The following is a 23,404-nucleotide window of genomic DNA, read 5'->3' on the forward strand; positions in this document are numbered from 1 at the left end:
CACATCACATCGATTACCCGCTATTGCATTCATTGCTGCAATCCCATCAGCGGCACCGGGCTTTGCATGGTCAGTTGTTTCGTATGGCTCTTATGGGTCAACTGATACAGCAAGTCATGCCTTTTAGGCAATATGATCAGCATATCCAGCTCCAGCTCTTCCACGGCTTCCATGATGCTTTCAACGGCCTTCGGATGAACTTTATAGTGATACTGAGGCGCCAGCAGCCCCAGCATGTGGTGTAATATGTTGTTTTCCTGGATGGCGGTGGTGATGTCGGCCTTTTTATCTTTGACGTTCACTACATGCAGCTCTGCGTCAAAATCTGCCATAAACATTTGCAAGCGTTCTACCGGTACTGTTTCCGCCACCTGGTTAAGGTCACAGGCCAGCCCTATTCTTTTAATGCCTTCAAAACTACGTGCAGGCGGCACCGTAATCAGCGGCCAGGAAAGGTTTTTCATGGCAAATACCGTATGACCGCCGAGCAACAACCGTTCGGCTGCAGTGGTACCCTGGCTTCCCATGATCACCGCGTAGGGGTTTTCCCGCTCACAAACAGCCTTCAGTTCTGTAAAAAAATTTCCCATCTTCAATTTCGTACCGATCACCACTGCTCCTGACATCCTTTCAGACAACTGCTGCTGCAACTTGTCCAGCTCCATTTGTATGTTCTGCATCAGCTTATCGGGATCGAAGGCCATAGGCACTTCCGCAAAGGATACCGGCAACGTATACACGTTCAGCAGTAATACCTGCTTGTTGATCGCCTTCGCCATATCCGCTGCATAACAAGCCGCATTCCAGGCTACCGGGGAAAAATCAGTTGCAACGATGATTGTCTTCATATGCTCATTTTTTTGTCGTGACAAGGTATAGAGAAACCATCACCAGGATGCTGACAGGTGTCAGCCATTCATTTGATTGTGATCATTGGGTACTGTCCGGCAACCGGATAGCTTTGTGGCAAATTGTGTGTATGAAACCTGCTTCGCATAAATACACATTATACAATAAGTTATATACTACTGTTCTTTCCGATGTATATAACACCTGCCGGTTTGTATTCCGGTTTTTCGCGGAAGTGTTCCGCCCCCCCTACGAATTCAGGGAAATAATCAGACAATGTTACAACGTTGGTCAAAAGTCATTGGCGCTTGTATCGCTGACCGGCTTTATCACGGGGTTTGTATTTACGAACCAGTCGCGGCCATCACTGGCGGAATTTGGCGCCACCTCCTGGCTGCCGGGACTTATCTCCATCGCTATCGTCAGGGCGCTGGCGCCGCTGATCACTTCCCTGATCGTAGCCGGGAAAGTGGGTTCTAATATCGGGGCAGAGTTGGGTTCCATGAAAGTGACGGAACAGATCGAAGCCATGGAAGTATCGGCCACTAATCCCTTTAAATTCCTGGTTGTAAGCAGAGTGGTGGCTACCACCCTCATGAACCCCCTGCTGGTATTTTATATGGCGTTTGCGGGATTGCTGGGTGCATACATCAACGTACACCAGCATGAGAACACCAGTTTCGCAGCTTTCTTCCAGCATGGCTTCGCCAGCATTTCCTTCCTCGACATGTTTGCTTCGATCATCAAATCGCTGGTATATGGTTTTACCATCAGCATCACGGGCTGCTATCAGGGGTATAACGCGGCCAAAGGCACACAGGGCGTAGGTAAGGCTGCTAACGCGGCCGTGGTTGCTTCTATGTTTCTCATCTTTATCGAAGAAATGATCATTGTACAGATCGTGAATCAACTCAGGCCATCTTAAAGGAACAGATCATGAGAAAATCACCTGTCGATATAGATAAACAAAATACTGTCATTCATATACGCGGACTGTATAAATCTTTTGACACCGTAGCGGTGCTAACCGGGATGGACCTTGACCTATACAAAGGGGAAAACGTAGTCGTACTGGGCCGTTCAGGCAGCGGTAAATCTGTATTGATCAAACTCATTGCCGGATTATTAAAACCGGACAGCGGTACCATCTGTGTAGCCGGTGAAGAAATAGACCAGCTTTCCCCCAGGGCACTGCAGGAATTAAGGCTGAAAATAGGGTTCCTCTATCAGGGCAGTGCACTGTACGACAGCATGACGGTGCGTGAAAATCTGGAGTTTCCGCTGGTAAGGAACAGTCCTCATCTTACACATGAAGAAAGGGAAGATACCATTCGTGAAGTGCTGGAAAACGTGGGATTGTCCCAGTCAATCGATAAAATGCCCTCCGAGTTGTCCGGCGGACAGAAAAAAAGAGTAGGCATCGCACGCACGCTTATCCTTCATCCGGATATCATGTTGTATGATGAACCAACAGCTGGGCTGGACCCTGTCACTTCCAGCGACATCAACATGCTGATCAACGAAGTACAGCAGAAATACAGAACGAGTTCAGTGATTATTACCCACGACCTGACCTGTGCCAAAACAACGGGCGACAGGATAGCATTGATCACAGATGGGAAATTCAGCAGGGAAGGAACTTTTGAGGAAGTATTTCAGACAGGTGACGCGGAAGCGAAAAAATTTTATGACTACAATTTTATCATCGACACATGAAAGCGGGTAAAAACAAACTGTTGTTTATTGTGAGCATCTTTTCGGTACTGGCTATCGTGATACTCGCTGCTGCTATATTGACACTGGGAGAACAACACAAATCATTTGCAAAAAAGTTCCCGGCAAAGACAGTCATGACAGATGTGAACGGTCTGAAAGTAGGCGATAACGTGTGGTTTGCCGGCGTAAAGATCGGCATTATCAAAGGCATCGACATCACAGAAGATGGTCAGGTATTGGTCACTATGAGCATCGAAACAAAAGCCCGCAAACATATACATCTCGATTCACATACCAAACTCGGTACCGACGGACTAATCGGCAACAAGATCATTATGATCTCCGCCGGATCTGCCGCCTCTCCCCTTATTGGCAATAACGGCTATCTGCCGAGCGACGCAGGTGCCGGCGATATGATGGCCATACTGGATTCCGCCAGTAAAAATTTAGTACAGATCACTCAAAATCTAAAAGATGTCAGTCAACGGATATTGACCGGTAAAGGCACGCTCACCGCGCTGTTAAACGATTCCGTGATGGCTGCTAATCTGCAATATACGTTGCAGGATGCCAAAGGCGCCATGGCACAGGTACGCACCGGCAGCGGCAAAGTAATGGACAACCTCTCCTCTTTCTCCACCCGGCTCAATCGCTCCGGCACGCTGGTCAACAATCTCCTGAGCGATACCACCAGTTATGAAAATATCAGCGAAAGCATCACACAACTAAAAGCTACCATGGACACCCTAGTGCTGTTTTCCCGGAACCTGAAAAAGGCCAGTGAGTCGTTGAATAGCCGCCAGGGCGTGACCGGCGTGCTGTTGAATGATGAAGCAGCGGCTGAACATTTACGCAGCACACTTAACAATCTCGATTCTTCCAGTATCAAGCTCAAAGAAGACCTCGAAGCTGTGCAGCACAACTTCCTGTTCCGTGGTTACTTTAAAAAGAAAAAGAACTGATGCCCGAAGGCACCAGTTCCTATAGCTGACCACTGAACAAATCAGTTTCCTACTGCTTTCTGCGCATCTATCACGCCCCAGCCCAGCTGTCCATGCTTGTTGTTATAGAAGCTGGACGCACGGCGCAAACGGGCAACGATGCTATCACGGGAATAAGTGGGGTATTTGCTCCATACCAGTGCGGCGATGCCCGCAGCGCTGGCAGTAGCCACAGAAGAACCACCTACGGTTGATGGTGCATTACCGGTAGCAGCGGTAGTAAGCGGATTTCTGCCGGTAGTGGATTTTTCCATGATGATATCGAAAGCCACTTCACGGCCGGAGTGACAGTCTTCACAAGGAGAAGTACCGTTGTCTTTCACGCCGGTCACCGCCTGTACTTCAGGCATAGTAGCCGGATATACCACACCAAGGAAAGGACCGAAAGTAGAGTTGGTCGTACCTGCTGCACAGAACATCAGTTTACCTTTGTTGTAAGCGTAGCGGATACCATCTGTTACGTGACCGAAGGAAAACAGGGAACCCATGCTCATACTGATGATTTTTATGTTGGCATCATCACCACCGATCACATAGGCGTCACCGATACCCTGTACAGATTCAGGGGACAGGATCACCACGTTTTCAGCCGCGTGAACAGTCACCAGGCTGGCGTTGTACGCGATACCGGCGCTGCTGCCGCTAACACCACGGGGTGCTGCTATCACACCTGCCATTTTGGTACCGTGACCGCAAACATCAGCAGGCGTACCGCCCGGCCAGGTGGCAATTTTAGTGATGGTACGGCCGGAAGATGCACCCTGGTTGAAGTTGCTGCCGAGATTGTCCTGCGTGGGACTTACGCCGGTGTCAATCAGCATGATCTTGACATTGGCGCCGGTGGACTGTGTCCACGCCTGTGGAATATTATGATTGACATAGTTCCACGATTGTTTGGCGCCGGGTGTGATATCCGTATAGTCTACACCGGGGACCAGGGATGTATTGGCCAGATTGGAATCACAGCCAAAAGTAAGCAAAGAACTTCCGGATGCGCTGCCTGAAGCGGGTTTCACCTGCATATAGCGGGCATATCCCACCGGCTCTGCATACCTTACCAGTGCAGAAGCGCGGAGCGCTTTCACCGTAGCAAAGCGGCTGGCTTTTACATAAAATACCGGCAGTTTGGGAGACTGATAGGTAACCAGGCCTTTTTCCTGTTTAACGTCTCCTTTAAACTGTTCTGTTTCGGTGATCAGGTTTAACACCTGCTGCCGGGCATCCTGCCAGTTGCCGGCATTAACGTTGATTTTGTCGATCTCCTGGCTAAGTTCGGCAGTGCCGGCGGGCTGGAAGCCTACAGACAGGATGCTGTCGCCCTGTACCAGTGCGCTCCATACAACGCTGTCATTGACCATTTTCCAGTCAAAGCGACCGGTCTTGTTGAGTTGTTCAAATACCAGTCCATTGATAACAGATTTTGGTACGACGCCTTCAGTGGCCGAAGGTTGGCCACCCTGCAGGACGGACTCTCCTCTTTTACAGGACATAAACGTGGCGAAGAGCATACAAGCTGCAAATAAATTAACAATTTTCATGTGAGGATTTGCTTTAATGATGAGGATTTGGGTTTGGGTTTTAGATATGATTTAATTGTGTCTTAATGTGTATCGCTACAGTAGCCGCTCCCGTCTCTTTGGTCATGGAGATGTGATCACCGGGCGCTCGCAGCGCTGTGGAGCGGGTACCAAACGGCGCCCATCCCAGGCTGTCATCGTTATCGGTGACGTTTCTCTCTTCTGCGCGGATGACTGTCAGGGCCGTATCTGCCTGACCAGCGACGGTATATTGCATAAACAGGCTATGAGTGGCCATATCGAACATGCGCATCACGAAGCCAAGGTGTTCTTTTTCTTCGGGCACATGTTCTTTCAGGTATTCGAGCACGAATGGAATGACCGCTTTAGGCTCCAGCCCTTCTATGGCTGGTTTCAGGGCTTTCACCCATTCCGGGTATGGCTTCACAGCGATCTTATATACTTCGAAGGCTTCCAGCAGGGAGTTATAGAGCGTGTCATTGTCCAGCACACTGCGTGCAGGCGCTACATGTGTGTCCAGGATGAAGAGCGCTTCCACCTTCTCTCCCAGCTGTTCCAGCTGCCGTGTCATTTCGTAGGCCACCTGTCCACCGAGCGAGTGCCCGATAAGCCGGTAAGGGCCTGCCGGTTGCACAGTCTTCATCCACGCGATGTTTTGGGTAGCGATGGCAGGCACATTGTCCAGCGGTTTTTCGCCTTCGAAGATGCCCATCATTTGCAGGCCATAGAGCGCGCCAACATCTTCCAGCTCGGCGCCCAATACCGTATAGCCTTCACAGATACCGTTACCACCAGGCAGGAAAAAGAGCGGTGAAGCCTGCGAACCTTTGTTCAGCGGCAGAATATGCGGATTGCCATCGAAGCCGCCGATCTGTCCTGCAGCATTGACTCTGGCCATAGCGCGCTGGTCCAGCACGTTCGCCAGTTCCGCGATAGTCGGATAATCGAAGATATCGCTGATAGAGATTTCCCCGGCCAGCTGTTTACGGATAACAGCAATCAGGTGGATGGCCAACAACGAGTTACCACCTGCTTCGAAATAGTTATCATGGATACTCACCTTTTCCATCTCCAGCTGTTCTGTCCAGAAGGCCGCCAGCGCTTTTTCCGTTGGCGTTGCAGGCGCTACGTACGCATTACCGGAGTGGATGATGGTATCGGGGTCTGGCAGCGCTTTTTTATCCACCTTACCGTTGGCCGTCATAGGCAGTTTCTCCAGCGGTATCAGGTAAGAAGGCACCATATAATCCGGCAGGCGTTCTCTCAGCCATGCCACCAGTTTATCCTTTTCGAAATCGCCTTTGGGCACAATGTATCCCAGCAGGCGTTTGTTGCCGTTCTCTCCTGCTTTCGCGATGACCACCGTTTGACTCACCTGCGGATATTGCAGCAGCACGCTTTCTACTTCTCCCAGCTCAATGCGGAAACCACGGACCTTCACCTGGTCATCCTGGCGACCGAGGTATTCCACGGCACCATCGGCGCGCCAGCGGGCCATGTCACCGGTTTTATAGAGACGATCGCCTGGTCTTTTGCCGTATGGATGTGCAATGAAACGTTCAGCCGTCAGTTCCTCCCTGTTGAGATAACCACGCGCCACCCCATCACCGCCTACATACAGTTCTCCGGCTACGCCTACCGGCACCAGCTGCAACGCAGCGTCCAGGATATAGGCGGTACGGTTATTCAGCGGCATACCAATAGGCGTATTGACCGTAAGCCCTTTTTCATGAATAGGATAACTCAGCGAGAAAGTGGTGTTCTCCGTAGGTCCGTAGATGTTACTGATCTTAATGTCCGGATAAGCTGTCCTGAAACGCACCACATGTTTCTCCGACATTTTCTCACCACCGGTGAGGATAGCCTGCAGATGGGCGAAGACGCTCACATCTGTATCAACCAGCTGGTTGAACCATCCGGTAGTGATAAACAGTACCGTTACCTCTTTTCCATACAGCTCCTGTTTCAGCACTTCCGTATCCAGCAGGTTGTTTTCAGGACTGAGCACCAGCCGGCCGCCGTTGAGCAGTGCGCCCCAGTATTCAAAGGTGGTAGCATCGAAGGACAATGAACCGGCCGACAGGATCGCGTCCGTTGGTTGCAGCGACACATAGTTGGGCTGCATCACGAGGCTGGTCACATTGCGATGCGTCACCAGCACGCCTTTCGGCTTACCGGTAGAACCGGAGGTGTACATCACATAAGCGAGGCTGCCCGCTTCCAGCTTGTTTTGAACAGCGCCTTCCTTGTAGGCAGGCAGTATCTTGTATAATTCACCGATGCAGAGATGGGTCATTTCCGGCCTTTCTGCTGTCAGCCGTGGAACATACGGACTAACGGTGAGGGATATATGACTATTACTTTCCTCCAGCATGAAGGAAATTCTTTCTGCCGGATAATCCGGGTCCAGCGGCACATAAGCACCACCAGCCTTCAGGATAGCGAGGATGGCCACCATCATTTCCGGTGAGCGCGGGATACATACCGGTACCATCATTTCTTCCTTCACGCCCTGCTGTTGCAGATAAAGCGCCAGCCTGTCGGACCATTCATCCAGTTCCCGATAGGTGATCTTTTCTTCCCTGAACAACACCGCCACGTCGTTGGGCCGTTGGCGTGCCTGTGCGGCAAACAGCTGCACGATGGTCTGGTCTTCCGGATAAGCTACCGCTGTATCATTAAAGTCTTCCAGCAGCATTTTTTCGTCTGCTGCGTCCAGCAGCGGCAATGCTGCCACCGGTGTCTGCGGCGCCTCTACGATGGCTCCCAGTAAGCGTTTAAACTGCGAGATCATCCGCTCTATGGTGCTGGCATCGAAAAGGTCCGCGCAGTATTCCACGCTGGCGCCCAGTCCTTCGGGCCCTTCGCGGAACAGTACGGTCAGGTCCAGTTTAGCCGTGGTATGCTCTGCTCCTTCTTCTGTCATCACCAGTTCACCGAGCTTCAGTTCCGGTACATCGGGCAGGTTCTGTAACACCAGTGCCACCTGGAAGATGGGGTTGCGGCTAAGGTCCCTGTCTTTGGCCACCACTTCCACTATTTTTTCAAAAGGCACCTCCTGGTGTGCGTAAGCTTCGAGGGTGGTTTGTTTCACCTGTTGCAGCAGGGTGGCGAACGAAGGGTTGGCGCTCATATCGGCGCGCAGCGACAAGGTATTGATGAAGAACCCGATCAGGCTTTCCAGCTCCTGCCGCGTACGACCTGCAATAGGGCTGCCCACGCAGATGTCGTCCTGGCCACTGTAGCGATACAGTAATACCTGGAAGGCGGCCAGCAATGTCATGAAGATGGTGGCGCCTTCCTGTTTGGCCAGCGCATGCAGCTTGTCCGACAACTCACGGTCCAGTATAAACGTAGTGGTAGCACCACGGTTGCTTTGCACCGCACTACGGGGGTAATCCAGTGGTAACTGCAACGCTGCTACGCCGGACAGCTTCTGTTCCCAGTAGCCCAGCTGTTTGGCCAGCGCCTCACCGGAGAGATGTTCCCGTTGCCAGATGGCATAATCAGCATACTGGAGTTCCAGCGGCGCCAATTCCGGCTCACGGCCGGCGGCATAGGCTTCATAAAAAGCAGCCAGTTCTTTTACCAGCACACCGGTAGACCAGCCATCAGAAGCAATGTGATGCAAGGTGGCCACCAGTATATGTTCTTCCCTGCCCAGCACAATCAGTTGTACGCGGAGCATATGATCAGCCGACAGATCAAAAGGTTGGGTGATCAGCTCTTCTACAAAGGCGTGCAGGGCGGTTGTATCGTTCCTAAATGAAGGTTCTTCATATATCTCCATGCGCCAGCTGTCCTGCGGCATGATCCGTTGCCAGGACTGGCCGTCGCTGGAGCTGATCACGGTACGCAGCACTTCATGACGATTGATGATAGCTTGCGCGGCACGGGCCAGCGCTTCGCTGTCCAACGGCCCTTTCAGGCGCAACACCGTAGGCAGGTGATAATGCAGACTGCCTTCCACCTGATCAATGAACCACAGCCTTTCCTGGCTGAAGGACAGCGGGATGTTGGCCGGTCTTTCTTTCCGTTGGAGGTCTGGTGCCTGTACTGTTCCTTTACGGGATTCCAGCAGCGTGGCCAGTCCTCCGATGGTAGGATGATCAAATACATCTCCGATGGTCACTTCCAGCTGCAATTGTTTCCTGATGGCGGAGATCAGGCGGATGGCCAATAACGAATGTCCGCCGAGGGCGAAGAAATCGTCATGCAGCCCTACCTGTTCTACTTCCAGCAGTTTTTCCCAGATGGCTGCCAGTCCCAGTTGCACCGCTGTTACCGGCGCTGCAAATTCGGCCGTATCTGCCTGTACCTTCTCCGGATCAGGCAAGGCACGTTTATCAATTTTACCGTTGGCCAGCATGGGGAAGACATCCAGTGGCGTAATCATTGCAGGCACCATGTAATCGGGCAGTTGCGTACGCAGCTGGTCGAGCACCGCTGCTGCATCGAAGTCGTTTGCCGGCACTACATATCCCAGCAACCGTTTGTTGCCGGTGTTGTCTTCGCGGGCAATCACCACTGCCTGTATCACGCCGGGGCACTGTTCCAGTACCCTGCCGATTTCGCCAGGCTCTACGCGGTAGCCACGTATTTTCACCTGATCGTCTATACGTCCGAGGAAGAGAATATTGTCGTCCGGCAGGAGCTTCACGCGGTCGCCGGTGCGGTACAGCCAATCTGCGGGGTTTGTTGTAAAAGGATCTGCCACAAACCGGTCGGCTGTCAGCGCGTCATTATGCAGATAACCTGCCGCCACGCCTTCACCGCCAATATACAGTTCACCCGGAACGCCCACAGGGCATAGCTGTTTTTCCGGGTTAAGCACATAGGCGCGGGTATTGGAGAACGGTTTCCCGACAGGGATAAAGGCGCCGTATTCCGTCTGTGCGTTCACGATATGCAACAACTTACCGATGGTGGTCTCCGTTGGCCCATAGTGGTTCACCACCACACATTCTGCGTTGGCGGCACGGATAGCTTTCACCACGCTGTTTTCCAGCGCTTCGCCACCGAAGATCAACAGCTTCGCCGGCAGCAGCAGCTGTTCCGGTTCTGACAGCGCCTTCCAGTGTGAGGGTACTATCTTGATACAATCTATCTCATGTCTTTCAAAATAAGACAGCACTTTCTGCGCATCGTTGATGGTGTCTTTGGAGAACAGGTGCAGGGTAGCGCCGATAGACAACGCCGCGAAGAGCACTGTATTGCCAAGGTCCGTAGCAATGCTGGACAGCAGGCCGAATGAATGACATTCATCTATCGGCAGGTGTGCTCTTAAGCCGGCGATATAGTCCGCCAGGTTGTGATGCGTTACTTTCACGCCTTTGGGTGTGCCCGTACTGCCGGAGGTGTAGATCACATAAGCGATTGCAGACGGCGCAGGCAGCTCCAGCTGGTCTGTTGTCGTATAGCCGTTGATGATACTTTGCTGTTCATCGAGGAAGATGACCTCCAGTCCTTCTACCGCTGGTATAATATCACGATGCTGGCCGAGGCTTACCATCACGGTAGCCCTGGTATCCTGCAACATGTATTTGATCCTTTCTGCCGGGAAGTCCGGTTCCACGGGCACGTAGGCGCCGCCGGCACGCAGGATGCCCATCACGGCCACCAGCATGTCCAGCGAACGGTCCACGCATACCGGTACCAGCACATTGGCCCCGACCCCTTTGCTGCGCAGGTAATGCGCCAGCGAAGCAGAACGTTGGTCCAGTGCTTTCCAGGTCAGCAGCTGCCCTTCAAAGGCGAGCGCATTGCTGCCGGCATGATGGCGGGCAGCCGCTTCAAACCAATGCAGGAATGTCTGCTGCCGTGGGTAGCCGACAGCCTGGCTCAATGCAGCCAGTTGTTGTTGCTGTTCTTCACCGGTCAGCAATGCCAGTTGATCGATCTTCTGCTGCGGTGCGGCCACCACTGCTTCCAACAATGTCTCAAAGTGGGCCAGCATTTGCCGGATGGTATCTTCCCGGAAAAGGTCCATCGCATATTCCACGGCTGCATACAGGTGCCCATCACTGTCTTCCGTCATGGAGAGAATGATGTTAAAGCGTGCAGTCGTGTGGGTGATTTCTTCCGGCGCCAACGTCAGGTTATGCAGATGGAAGTCCGGTGAGGACGGTGTATTGTCCATCACAAACATCACCTGGAACAACGGTCTTCTGTTGGGGTCGCGGTCTTTTACCACGGCTTCCACTATTTTTTCAAACGGCACTTCCTGGTGATCGAAGGCATCGAGGGTGGTTTGTTTTACCTGCTGCAGCAGCTCGGTAAAGGCCGGGTTGTTGCCCAGGTCACTGCGCAGCGCCAGCGTATTGATGAAAAATCCGATCAGGTTTTGTGTTTCCTGTTGTGTTCTGCCAGCGGCGGAAGTACCTACGCTGATATCATCTTGTCCGCTGTAACGGTGCAACAGCACTTTAAAGGCGGAGAGCAATACCATGTAGAGCGTAGCATCTTGTTGCAACGCCAGTTGCTGCAACTGCCGACCGAGGGATGGAGACAAGCTAACGCCTATTCTCGCGCCCTTCATACTGATGGTAGATGGTGGCGTAAAATCCGTCGGCAGTTCCAGCGGCGCCACATCGTTCATTTTGTTTTTCCACCAGGTCAGTTTGCGGTCCAGCACCTCTGCGGAAAGCTGTGCCCGTTGCCAGATCGCAAAGTCCGCATATTGCAACGGCAGCTCCGGCAGCTGCGCTTCTCCGCCGCCTGCAAAGGCATTGTACAGCGCCATTACCTCACTGGTAGCAATACCCATGGACCAGCCATCGGCAGCGATGTGGTGAATGACCAGCACCAGCAAATGTTTTTGATGGTCTATACGCAGCAGATGCGCCCGCAGCAGGTGATCGCGCGACAGGTCAAACGGGGTACGTACCAGCTCACCGAGATAAGCTTCGCGAGTTGCTTCGTTCGTATATTCATCTACGTTATCTATCACGTCCAGCGTCCAGGTATCTGTGGGCTGTATTTCCTGGTACACATTTCCATCATCTTCCTTCATCACAGACCGGAGCACTTCATGGCGGTTGACAAGCGTTTGCAGGCTGCGTTCCAACGCGACTACGTTCAGGTCGCCATTAAGCAGCAACAGCTGCGGGATATGGTATTGAACGCTGCCTTCCAGCTGATGTATGAACCACAGCCGTTCCTGGCTGAAGGACAATGGAATCCGCGGGCCTCTGGCCTGCGCCGTCAGTGCCGGCGCGGCGGGTTGTACCCCGGCCGTTGTGGCCAGCCAGGTGGCCAGCTGCGCTACGGTAGGATGCGCAAACACTGTCCGGATAGGCACTTCCACCTGCAAACGGCTTCTTACCAGCGCGATGACGCGTACCACCTGCAGGGAGTTACCGCCGCATTCAAAGAAATTATCATATATGCCTGTCTGTTGTCTGCCCAATACTTCCTGCCAGATAGCTGCCAGTGTTTCTTCCGTAGCATTGCGGGGCGCTACGTATACATTGACCAGGATACTGTTCATATCCGGTACCGGTAAAGCATTTTTATCAATCTTACCGTTGGCGGTCAAGGGCAGCTTTTCCAGCGTTACCCACAGCGCTGGCACCATATAGTCCGGCAACCGCTGTTTCAGGAAGGCAACGGTATCTGCCTTCTGATAATCACCGGCTGGTACTACATAAGCCACCAGCTGACGGTTGCCTTCATGGTCTTTGCGGGCCACAACAACGGCCTGCTGTACCTGCCCGCTGGCAGCGAGCGCACTTTCGATCTCGCCCAGCTCAATACGATAACCACGTACTTTCACCTGTTCATCAAGGCGGCCAAGGTACTCAATGGTGCCATCGGGCAACCACCGGCCGAGGTCTCCCGTTTTGTACAGCTGTGAGCCGGCATGGAATGGATCAGGCACAAATTTCTCCTGTGTGAGATCGGGGCGGCCCAGGTAACCCAATGCCAGGCTATCGCCGGAGAGGCATATTTCACCGGCGATACCAGCCGGGCACAGTTTTTCACGACGGTTAAGGATGTACACCCTGGTATTGCTGACCGGACAGCCAATCACCGGCGCGCGGTCTTTGTCCGCAGCTGTCAGTTCATACCAGGTGGCCACTACGCTGTTCTCCGTAGGGCCGTAGTTGTTAATGATTTTATAGGACAGACCACTTATATCTGTTGCCGGCAGCTGATCACCGCCGGTCAGCAGGTATTGCAACGGCAGGATTTTGTCTGCTGCCGCGCGGATAAACTCCTGTACCTGCGCAGTGGAGATAAAGGCATGGGTGAAGCCCTGCTGCCGATGCAATGCTATCAGCGAAGGCATGAGCACACGGGTATCATTGTCGGGCAGGTATACATAAGCGCCCGCCGCCAGGTAAGGCCATACTTCCCAGCCGAAAGCGTCGAAGCCTACACCGGAAACAGCCGTGGCCCTGCTGTGGGCATTGACACGGAAAGCTTCCTGGTGCCAGTGTACCAGGTTACTTAAACCACGATGCGGCACCATGACGCCTTTCGGTTGACCAGTAGACCCGGAGGTATAGATCAGGTAAGCCACATGGCCTGCCGTTACTTCCGGCAGCCTGGCAATAGATTTATAGCGGTTGATCGTCTCCCGGTCCACATCCAGCCGGATGACGGTGAGCTGATCGATCTCCGGTAAACTATCGTTACTCTGGCTATCCGTGATCATCACAGTGGCGCCACTATCGCGCAACATATAACGGATACGGTCCAACGGATAAGCCGGGTCCACCGGCACATAAGCCGCACCAGTTCTCATGATGGCCAGCATCGCCATCACGATGTCAGGCGAGCGTTCCAGGCATACCGGTACGCGATCTCCTGCTTTTACGCCCTGGCCCAGCAGGTAACGCGCCAGCTGGTCAGCCCTTTCGTCCAGCGTTTTATAAGTCACAGCAGCGGCAGCAGATGCCAGCGCGGTAGCATTCGGCCGCATGGCCACCTGTGCTGCAAACAATGACAGCATAGTATCTTCAGCCGGATAGGCAACAGTAGTTTGATTAAAAGCGTGCAACAGCTGTGTTGTTTCTGCGGATGTTACCAGCGCCAACTCATCTATCGCAACGCCCGGCGCCTGCACGATGGCGCGCAGCAGTTGTTCAAAATGAGCTACCATCCGCTGAATCGTGGATTCGTGGAACAGGTCCAGGCAGTATTCGACACTGCCCATCAGGCCGTCGGTCCCTTCTATCAAAGACCAGCTGAGATCGAAACGGGAAGTGGTATGCGCACTTTCCTGTTGCGCCAACGCTAATTTACCCAGCTTCAGGTCTCCTTCTTCGGGCGCGTTCTGTAACACGAACATCACCTGGAACAGCGGCGTACGGCTGATATCCCTTTCCCTCACCACAGCATCTACCACCTGTTCGAAAGGTACGTCCTGCTGCTCATAAGCGCCCAGCGTTGTCTGCTTCACCTGTTGCAATAAAGTGGTAAACGCGGGGTCGTTGCCCAGATCAGTGCGCAACGCGAGTGTATTGATGAAGAAGCCGATCAGTCCTTCTGTTTCCTGCCGCGTTCTGCCTGCAATAGGTACGCCCACGCAGATATCTTCCTGTCCGCTGTAGCGGTACAACAACACCTTAAAGGCGGCCAGCAGCGTCATAAACAAGGTAGTGCCCTGCTGTTGCGACAATGCCTGCAATGCGGCCGACAACTCATGGTCAAACCTAAACGAATACATACTGCCACGGGTACTTTGTACGGCCGGTCTCGGAAAATCCGTCGGCAGCTGCAACGTTGCGGTACCGGACAGTTTATTTCTCCAGTAGGCCACCTTGTCCTGCAATACGCTGCCTGCAAGGTATTCCCGCTGCCATATGGCGAAGTCGGCGTATTGAATGCCCAATTGCGGTAACGATGGCGTACGGCCTGTTGTCAATGCGTCATACAGTTCCACCAGTTCGCTGACGATGATGCCGTTTGACCAGGCATCAGACGCAATGTGGTGTTGGGTCACTACCAGCACATATTCTTCCTGCTGTCTTGCGATCAGGTGTGCCCGCAGCATATAGTCGTTAGCGAGATCGAAAGGTGTATTCACCAAACGGGCGATATAGTCCTGCAAGGCGGTTTCGGCCATGAAGGCTGTACCGGCGATGATCTGTAGCTGCCAGCCGTCTGCCTCCAATACCCTTTGCCAGGTTTCGGCGCCGTCATGTTCTATAACGGTACGAAGCACTTCATGGCGTTCAATGATCGTTTTCAGGGCAGTGGCCAGCGCCACGGTGTCCAGCGCGCCTTTCAGCCGCAGTACTGCCGGTACATGATAATGTACGCTACCTTCCATACGGTCAATAAACCAGAGCCTTTCCTGGCTGAAGGACAGCGGAATGCGGGCCGGTCTTTCTTTCCGTACGATGGCCGGGGCGGACGCCTGTGTTGTCCGTTGGGCCAGCTGGCCTGCCAATGCCGCTACCGTAGGATAATCAAACACGTCACCGATGGTCACTTCCGCTTCCATTTGTTTACGGATAGCGGAGATCAGGCGGATAGCCAGCAGGGAGTGTCCTCCCAGTGCAAAGAAATCATCGTATAGGCCCACCTCATCTACCTCCAGCAATACTGACCAGATAGCGGCCAGCTTCTTCTCAGTGGCCGTTTCGGGCGCCACATATCCCTGTTGTGTTTCGATGGTTTCATCAGGGTCTGGCAGCGCTTTACGGTCTACCTTGCCGTTGGCCATCAATGGGAAACTATCTACTACCGACCATAATGCAGGATGCATATGATCTGGCAATTCATTTTTCACGTATGCCAGTAAGGCATCTTTGTCCACCCCACTGCCGCGCAGGATGTAAGCGACGAGACGTTTATCGCCGTTGCGGTCTGGCTTCGCCAGCACTACCGCCTGTTCGGTGAGACCGCTCTTAACGAGCGCATTTTCTATCTCTCCTAATTCCACCCGGTAACCACGGATCTTCACCTGGTCGTCTGCACGGCCCAGGAAGAGGATATTGCCATCCGGCAGGTATTTCACCAGGTCGCCGGTGCGGTACAGTAAGGAAGAAACACCGGGCAGGAAACGGTCTGCGACAAACTTTTCGCTGGTCAGCGTTTCCTGGTTCAGATAGCCGGTGGCCACGCCATCGCCGCCGATGTAGAGTTCTCCCGAAACACCCACAGGGCTTAGCTTTCCGGCAGGCGACACCACGTATATGCGGGTATTGGAGAAGGGCTTACCAATCGGCACCTGTTGTTCGTATATCCGTTCGGGTTGAACAATATGTATCAGTTTTCCGATAGTCGTTTCCGTTGGGCCGTAGTGGTTCACTACAGTGCAATTACTGCCTGATGCCCGAATAGTGGTTATCACACCGGCATCCAGCGCTTCTCCGCCAAAAATGAGCAATTTCCGGGGCAGCAGCAGGTTGCCTGGCAACGACAACGCTTTCCAGTGGGAAGGCACTATTTTGATGCAGTCCACCGGATGTGCCGCAAAGTAGGCAGCGATCCGTTCCGCATCATTCACCGCGTCTTTGGTGAAAACATGCAATGCTCCGCCGGTGGCCAGCGCACCAAATACCACGGTGTTGCCCAGGTCGGTGGCAATGCTGGACATGAGGCCGAAAGAACGGCTCTCTTCCAGCGGCAGCGCATGTTTCAGTCCGTATACATAATCCATCAGGTTCTGATGCGTAACGATCACGCCTTTCGGATTACCGGTACTGCCGGAAGTGTAAATCACGTACACCGGTTGCCCGTGTATCCATTCCCGTGCCATCCGTGTGGCGGGCATGGTGTCCAGTATCGCAGCGTCATCGTCGAGCGTAATTACCTCCTGGCCTGCCAATGGTAGTTTGCCGGCGCAGGCATGATTGGTCACAATTACCTTGGCCTTTGTATCGGCCAGCATAAAGGCGACCCTTTCTGCCGGGAAATCCGGATCGATGGGCACATAAGCGCCACCTGCTTTCAGGATGCCCAGCAATGCGACCAGGATGTCGGCAGACCGTTCCAGGTACAAAGGCACCAGTGAACCGGTCGTCACACCTTTGCCACGGAGATAATGTGCCAGTTGCGTGGCCCGTTTGTCCAGCTGGCTGTAGGTCAGCACCAGCTCTTCACAGCGCACGGCGGTTTGTTCCGGCACACGGTCGGCCTGTGCTTCAAATATATCAATGAGGGTAGTATGCGCCGGATAGGCTACCGTAGCGGTATTCAGCAGCTGTTGTTTTTCTGTGGGCGTGAGCAGCTCAATGTCCTGGATAGTTTCCGCTACACCGGTAGCTACCTGTTGTAATACCTGTTTAAAATGCCCGGTAATCGCTTCGAGATAATGATCATCCAGCAATGCTGTATTGTAAGCAAATACCAGGCTGGTTTCTGTGGAAATGCTGATGATGATGGTCAACGGATAGTTGGTATGCGGATGTGTCTCCACATACTTTACCTTCAGTTGCCATTCTTTTGCGTTGACCACTTCATTTACCGGGTAGTTCTGGAAAGTGATAGAGCTGTCAAACAGGTCTCCGTTGACGCCCGCCCATTGTTGGACCTCCTGCAGGTTATTATATTGATGCTCCCTGTTAAGCAGCTGACCGGCCTGTATCTGTTTTAACCAGTCGATGATGTTGCTGCTTTCGTCTACCGCGGTATGCAACGGCAACGTATTAATATACAGCCCCACTCCTTTTTCCGCACTGGCCAGGCTGTCCGGGCGCCCGGAAACGGTGACACCGTAGGCAACGTTGCGGTGACCGGTATAGGCATATAACAGGTACGCCCATACGCCCTGCATCAGCGTATTCACCGTAATATGGTGACGCTGTGCAAAGCGGGACAGCTGCTGCGTGAAGGCTGCATCCAGCACCAGTTTCCGGTTATGGTAAGCTCCTACGCCTTTGGTACGCGCGGTGGTATTACCGATAAAAGGCAACAGGGTGGCTTCATTCAGCTCGTGCAGGTATCCTTTCCAGTAACGTTCCGTTTCTGCCTTATCCTGGCGGTCCAGGTACCGGATGTATTCTTCAAAATGATCTTCTTTCAGTGAGGGCAGGGTGCTACCGGTAAGCAAGGCATCATAGCCCACCAGCAAACCTTCTATCAGGACAGACAATGACCAGCCATCCAGCAGGATGTGATGGAAAGTCCATAACATCCGGAAGTTGTTTTCGTGCAGGCGTACCAGTGTGATGCGCGTCAGCGGCGCTTCGGTGAAATCAAATCCCTTCCGCAGATCGGTCGCCAGCAACTCCTGGTATAACCTGTTTTGTTCATCCTCATCAAAAGCGGTATAGTCCAGTATCTCCACGGGCAGCTTTACCTTTTTGTAAACACATTGCACGGGAATACTGAAACGGTCGTAATAAAAGGCCGTGCGCAGGATGCTATGTTTCTCCAGCAGCAGGTCCCAGCTTTTCACGAAGGCATCCACGTGCAGGTCGTCTATATCCACGGTCATCTGCTCGGTGTAAGTACCGCCTTCTGCTGCATAGAGGTTATGGAAGAGCATCCCCTCCTGCAGGCCGCTCAACCGGTACAGGCTCTCCACCTGGTCGCGCCGGGGCGCGCCGTTGTGCGCAGCATCGAGGAAACTGTCCAGTTCATCGTTGGATACCCACGCACCCAGACCATAGTCGGATGGCGTGAACACCGGCGTTTGTACGGTTACGCAATGCGCCACCAGCTGTTCCAGCTGCGACAGGTATTCCTTGGCCAGCCGGGCAATGGTGGCCGCCTCAAAATGCCCGGTGCTATAGTTCCAGTCAAGATGCAACTGTCCATCTCTTACCAGGCCGGTCACGGTCAACAGCTCCTGCAGCGGGAAAGCCGGGGCTGTGTCTGCGCCGGATGACTCCGAGGCGCCAGTGAACAGGCCTGCTTCATCCTTCAGGTTATCAGTCTGACCGAGATAGTTGAACACCACGTTCCACGGATTAGCTCCCTGCAACGCGGGTATTTTATTAAGATATTTCAGGACACCATATCCCAAACCCTTGTCAGGGATACTCCGTAGCTGTTCTTTAACAGCCTTCAGTGCCTCTCCTGCGTGAGGGTGGTTGCCCGGTTCCAGCAATACGGGGAACAAGTTGGTAAACCATCCTACCGTGCGGCTGGTATCAATCTGTTTATTGATGTCTTCCCTGCCATGGCCTTCCAGTCCGATAATGACGGCGGACTCGTTGTTCCATGCTGATAAAGTGAGTGCCAGGGCCGTCAGCAGCACATCATTGATCTCCGTATGATAAGCTTTGGAGGTATCTTTCAACAGTTGACGGGTAACATCTGTGCCCAGCTGCGCGGAATAACTTCCTACATCCGACACCGTTACCGCACCTGTAATCGTCTTGTCAGTTTTTAATGTCAGTGATTGTTGTGCCACCTTCTCCCAGTAGGCCACCTGCGACAGTCCGCGTTGCGACATACCGTAGTCTGTCAGTGCCTGTTGCCATTGACGATAAGAAGAAGTTTTCTGCTCCGGTTGTTGGCCTTGCAGCAACAGTTGCAGGTCTTCCAGCAGGATACGCCAGGAAACGGCATCTACGGCCAGGTGATGAACAACGATAAACAGCCTGTTGGCCGCTTCTGTTTCCGGTGTAAGTATCAACACTGCTTTTACCAGTGTTCCTTTTTTGATGTCCAGGCTTGCCTGATAACGGTCGGCAGTGGCGGTAACGGCAGCCGGCAGTTGCTTCGGTGCTACGCCGCGCAGGTCGGCCACTTCCACCGCTCCTTCAAAAGTACCATATGCTTGTTGCCATACACCATCCTGCTGCTGATATACAAAACGCAACGCATCATGATGGCTGACCAGCTGTTGTATAGCCGGTGTGAGCGTTTCGGCAGACACTTTTTTATCTATTCCCAGTAATACGCTTTGGTTAAAATGATTCACCGCAGCGGTGTCGAGATTCAACAACCATTGCTGAATAGGCAATAGTCCGCTGGCGCCGGTGAGCGTTCCCTGTTCGCCTGTAGCGGCACGACCGGCATTCGTTTGTATATGAGCGGCCAGCGCGGCGATGTGCTGATGCACAAATATGTCTCTCGGCTGCAGTTCATAACCCGCGCGCCGTATCCGGCCTACTGCCTGAATGGTGATGATAGAATCCCCACCGAGTTCAAAGAAGTTGTTGTATATCCCTACCTGTTGCACGCCCAGCAGCTCCTGCCACACAGAGGCCAATGCTTCTTCGATGGTATTGCGGGGCGCCACGTAGCTGGCAGTGGCAGCACTTTCCAGCGCCGGCTCCGGCAATGCTCTTTTATCGATTTTTCCGTTGGCAGTGACCGGGAATTTGTCCATGGGCACAATCTGGGAAGGCACCATGTATTCCGGTAATTTCGCCTTCAGATAGCTGACCAGCTGGTCTTTATCCAACGTATCAACGGGCACCACATAGGCCACCAGTCTCTTAGTGCCTTTATCGTCCGTTTTGACTACCACCACACCCTGCGCTACCGCAGGGAAGGTCAGCAGTATATTTTCTATTTCGCCCGGTTCTATGCGGTGGCCACGGATTTTCACCTGGTCATCGATACGGCCCAGGTACATAATGTTGCCATCAGGCTGCCAGCGGGCACGGTCGCCGGTACGATAAAGCTTTTCTTCCGGATTATCGCTGAAAGGATGGGGAACGAATTTCTCCGCAGTCAGTTCCGGCCGGTCGAGGTAACCGAGGGCCAGGCCGGCACCGCCCACATACAGTTCTCCGGACACCCCTACAGGCACTAATTGCTGTGCGCTGTCCAGCACGTAGGCCGTGCGATTATTGAGCGGTACCCCTATGGGTGTATTGGGAATAAGTCCCTTGCTGTTGATATGATAACTTAAAGAGAAAGTCGTATTCTCCGTAGGTCCGTAAATGTTACTGATGCTGATGTCGGGGTATGCCTGCCGGAAGCGCTCCACATGCTTTTCAGACATCTTTTCACCACCGGTGAGAATAGCCGACAGCCGGCCAAAGACGGTAATATCGGTATCCACCAGCTGATTAAACCAGCTGGTAGTAATAAACAACGTAGTTACCTCCTTGCGGTAAAGCTCCTGTTTAAAAACGGCACTGTCGAGCAGGCTGTCACCGACGCTGAGCGCCAGGCGGCCGCCATGTAGTAATGCGCCCCAGTATTCAAAAGTGGTAGCGTCAAATGCCAGCGATCCGGCTGAAAGCACGGTGGTGTCCGCATTCAGCGCAACATAGTTCGGCTGCTGCACCAGGCTTGTCACGTTGCGGTGTGTTACCAGCACACCTTTGGGTTTACCGGTGGAACCAGACGTGTACATCACGTACGCCAGGTCATTGGCGGATGGCGGATTAGCAACCGGGGTATCCGGCTGCCTTGCCAGTAACACCGGCAGCTGATCTACCAATACCAACTCTTTATCCGGCCTTTCCGTTATAAACCGGTCGTGAAAATCAGTCGTGGTCAACAATACATTACTGCGGCTTTCATCCAGCATAATACGCAGCCTTTCTGCCGGATAGGCCGGGTCCAAAGGCATATAGGCCGCTCCTGCCTTCAGTATGGCGAGGATGCCTACCATCATATCGATGGAGCGTTCCGTGCAAACAGGCACGATACCGCCTTTCTGCACACCCTTGCTACGCAGGTGATGCGCCAGCTGGTTAGACAATGTTTCCAGTTCTCCGTAAGACATCACGGCGTCACCATACAGGAGCGCCACGGCGTCGGGTGTCTGTAGCGCATGCGCGGAGAACAAAGCTGCAATGGACTGGTCGTCCGCATAAGGCACCGCGGTATTGTTGAAAGTGATGAGTGCCTGCTCCCGCTCTTCAGCAGACAGCAATGGTAACAAGTGAACCGGCACATCAGGTGTCTGCAACACGTTTTTCAACAGCAGCTGAAGGTGCCCGATCATCCGATGAATGGTTGATGCATCAAACAGATCGGCGCAATATTCCACGCCGCCTTTCAGGCCATCGTTCGTTTCTTCCATGATCAGGGTAAGATCGAACTTGGCATTTTCGGTGATGATTTTTTCCTCAGACAACCGTAGTTTACCGGGTGCATCTGCTTTGGACACTGGCGCGTTCTGTAACGCAAACATCACCTGGAACAGCGGACTGCGGCCGGGATCACGGCCTTTCACCACCGTTTCGATCACTTTTTCCAGCGGCACTTCCTGGTGATCATAAGCGCTCAGCGTAGTCTGTTTTATTTGTTGCAACAACGCACGGAAAGTAGGATGATCGCTCAGGTCACTGCGCAGCGCCAGCGTGTTCACAAACATCCCGATCAGCGTTTCCATTTCCGCCCTTGTTCTGCCGGAGACAGGGCTTCCTACAGCAATATCATCCTGGCCGCTATACCGGCACAAGAGTACCTTGAAAGCCGCCAGCAATGTCATAAAGAGGGTTACGTCTTCCTGCCGCGACAGCTGCTTCAGCTTTTCGGCCAATGTATGTTCGATGGTAAAATCGATGGTGGCGCCGCGGGTGCTTTGTACCGCCGGCCGCGGATAATCCAATGGCAATTCCAGCGGAGCAATACCGGACAGCTGTTTCTTCCAGTAGTCCAGCTGTTGCTGCAATCCGCCGCTGCCCAGCTGCTGGCGTTGCCACAATGCATAATCAGCGTATTGAATTTCGAGCGGCGCCAGTTGTGGCGTGTAACCGTTGGCGTAAGCATCGTACAATGCCTGCAGCTCACTCACCAGCACACCGGTGGACCAGCCGTCAGAAACGATGTGATGCAGCGTTAGCGCCAGTATATGCGTATCTTCTTTCAGGACGATCAGTTGCGCGCGCAACAGGTGATCATTAGCCAGATCGAAGGGAATAGCGATGTAATTTTTCAGGAGGTCCTGCAAAGCCGCGTTGTCATGGAGACAATGGGCGCCGTTTGTGATAGTAAGTTCCCATTGGTCTTTCTCCATCACATATTGGGATGGCCGGCCGGTATCTTCACTGGTACGGATAACGGTACGCAGTATTTCATGGCGGTTGACAATTTCACGCAGGGCTTTCTCCAGCGCGCTACTGTCCAACGGGCCTTCCATGCGGAGGGCGGCGGACAGGTGATACTGCACGCTACCTTCCAGCTGATCGATGATCCAGAGCCGCTCCTGGCTGAAAGACAATGGTATAACGGTATCAGCAGCGCGACCGGAGGCCGCCGCAATAGCCGTTCCCGTTACTGCTGCCGTGCGCTGATGGTATTGCCTGAAATAAGTAATCAGATGTTGTTTGTTGTCCTTCAACACCTTCAGCAGGGAACTGTCGATCTTCTGTTCCTTGTTGACCTTTACTACCAGGTCGTTTTCGTCATAGGATATTTTTATTCCCGAATCCTGGGCCTTTCCCAGCAAGTCAACGATGTCAATTAAATTAAAGTCTGACATAAACG

General features: G+C 53.1%; 6 protein-coding genes. 3 read left to right on the top strand and 3 right to left on the bottom strand.

What is annotated here, in order from left to right; translation table 11 throughout:
* Positions 1 to 29: 29 nt before the first annotated feature.
* A complete protein-coding gene (locus HHL17_RS22075) occupies positions 30 to 848 on the bottom strand; it encodes a universal stress protein (protein WP_169226956.1) in 819 nt (272 codons plus the stop codon).
* Between the two features lie 131 nt (positions 849 to 979).
* On the opposite strand from HHL17_RS22075, the gene HHL17_RS22080 reads away from it, so the two are divergent.
* From HHL17_RS22080 to HHL17_RS22090, 3 genes are read left to right on the top strand one after another with little or no spacing between them, the layout of a single operon-like run.
* Positions 980 to 1,774, top strand: a complete 795-nt coding sequence (locus HHL17_RS22080) for an MlaE family ABC transporter permease (RefSeq protein ID WP_169227233.1) — start codon at positions 980 to 982, stop codon at positions 1,772 to 1,774.
* An 11-nt stretch (positions 1,775 to 1,785) separates the two neighbouring features.
* A complete protein-coding gene (locus tag HHL17_RS22085; protein ID WP_169226957.1) occupies positions 1,786 to 2,565 on the top strand; it encodes an ABC transporter ATP-binding protein in 780 nt (259 codons plus the stop codon).
* Positions 2,562 to 3,527: an MlaD family protein gene (locus HHL17_RS22090; protein ID WP_169226958.1), complete on the top strand. Its 966-nt coding sequence runs from the start codon at positions 2,562 to 2,564 to the stop codon at positions 3,525 to 3,527. The genes HHL17_RS22085 and HHL17_RS22090 overlap by 4 nt, the downstream gene beginning before the upstream one ends.
* Positions 3,528 to 3,568: 41 nt before the next feature.
* Here the strand turns inward: HHL17_RS22090 and HHL17_RS22095 are convergent, their stop codons facing one another.
* Together HHL17_RS22095 and HHL17_RS22100 are read right to left on the bottom strand one after the other, a co-directional pair.
* Positions 3,569 to 5,104, bottom strand: a complete 1,536-nt coding sequence (locus tag HHL17_RS22095; protein ID WP_169226959.1) for a S8 family peptidase — start codon at positions 5,102 to 5,104, stop codon at positions 3,569 to 3,571.
* 40 nt (positions 5,105 to 5,144) lie between these two features.
* The gene (locus HHL17_RS22100) at positions 5,145 to 23,399 is read right to left on the bottom strand and encodes a non-ribosomal peptide synthase/polyketide synthase (protein ID WP_169226960.1); all 18,255 of its coding nucleotides are present in this window, start codon (positions 23,397 to 23,399) and stop codon (positions 5,145 to 5,147) included.
* Positions 23,400 to 23,404 lie beyond the last annotated feature (5 nt).

It is taken from the genome of Chitinophaga fulva (assembly GCF_012927205.1).
Taxonomy (GTDB): domain Bacteria; phylum Bacteroidota; class Bacteroidia; order Chitinophagales; family Chitinophagaceae; genus Chitinophaga; species Chitinophaga fulva.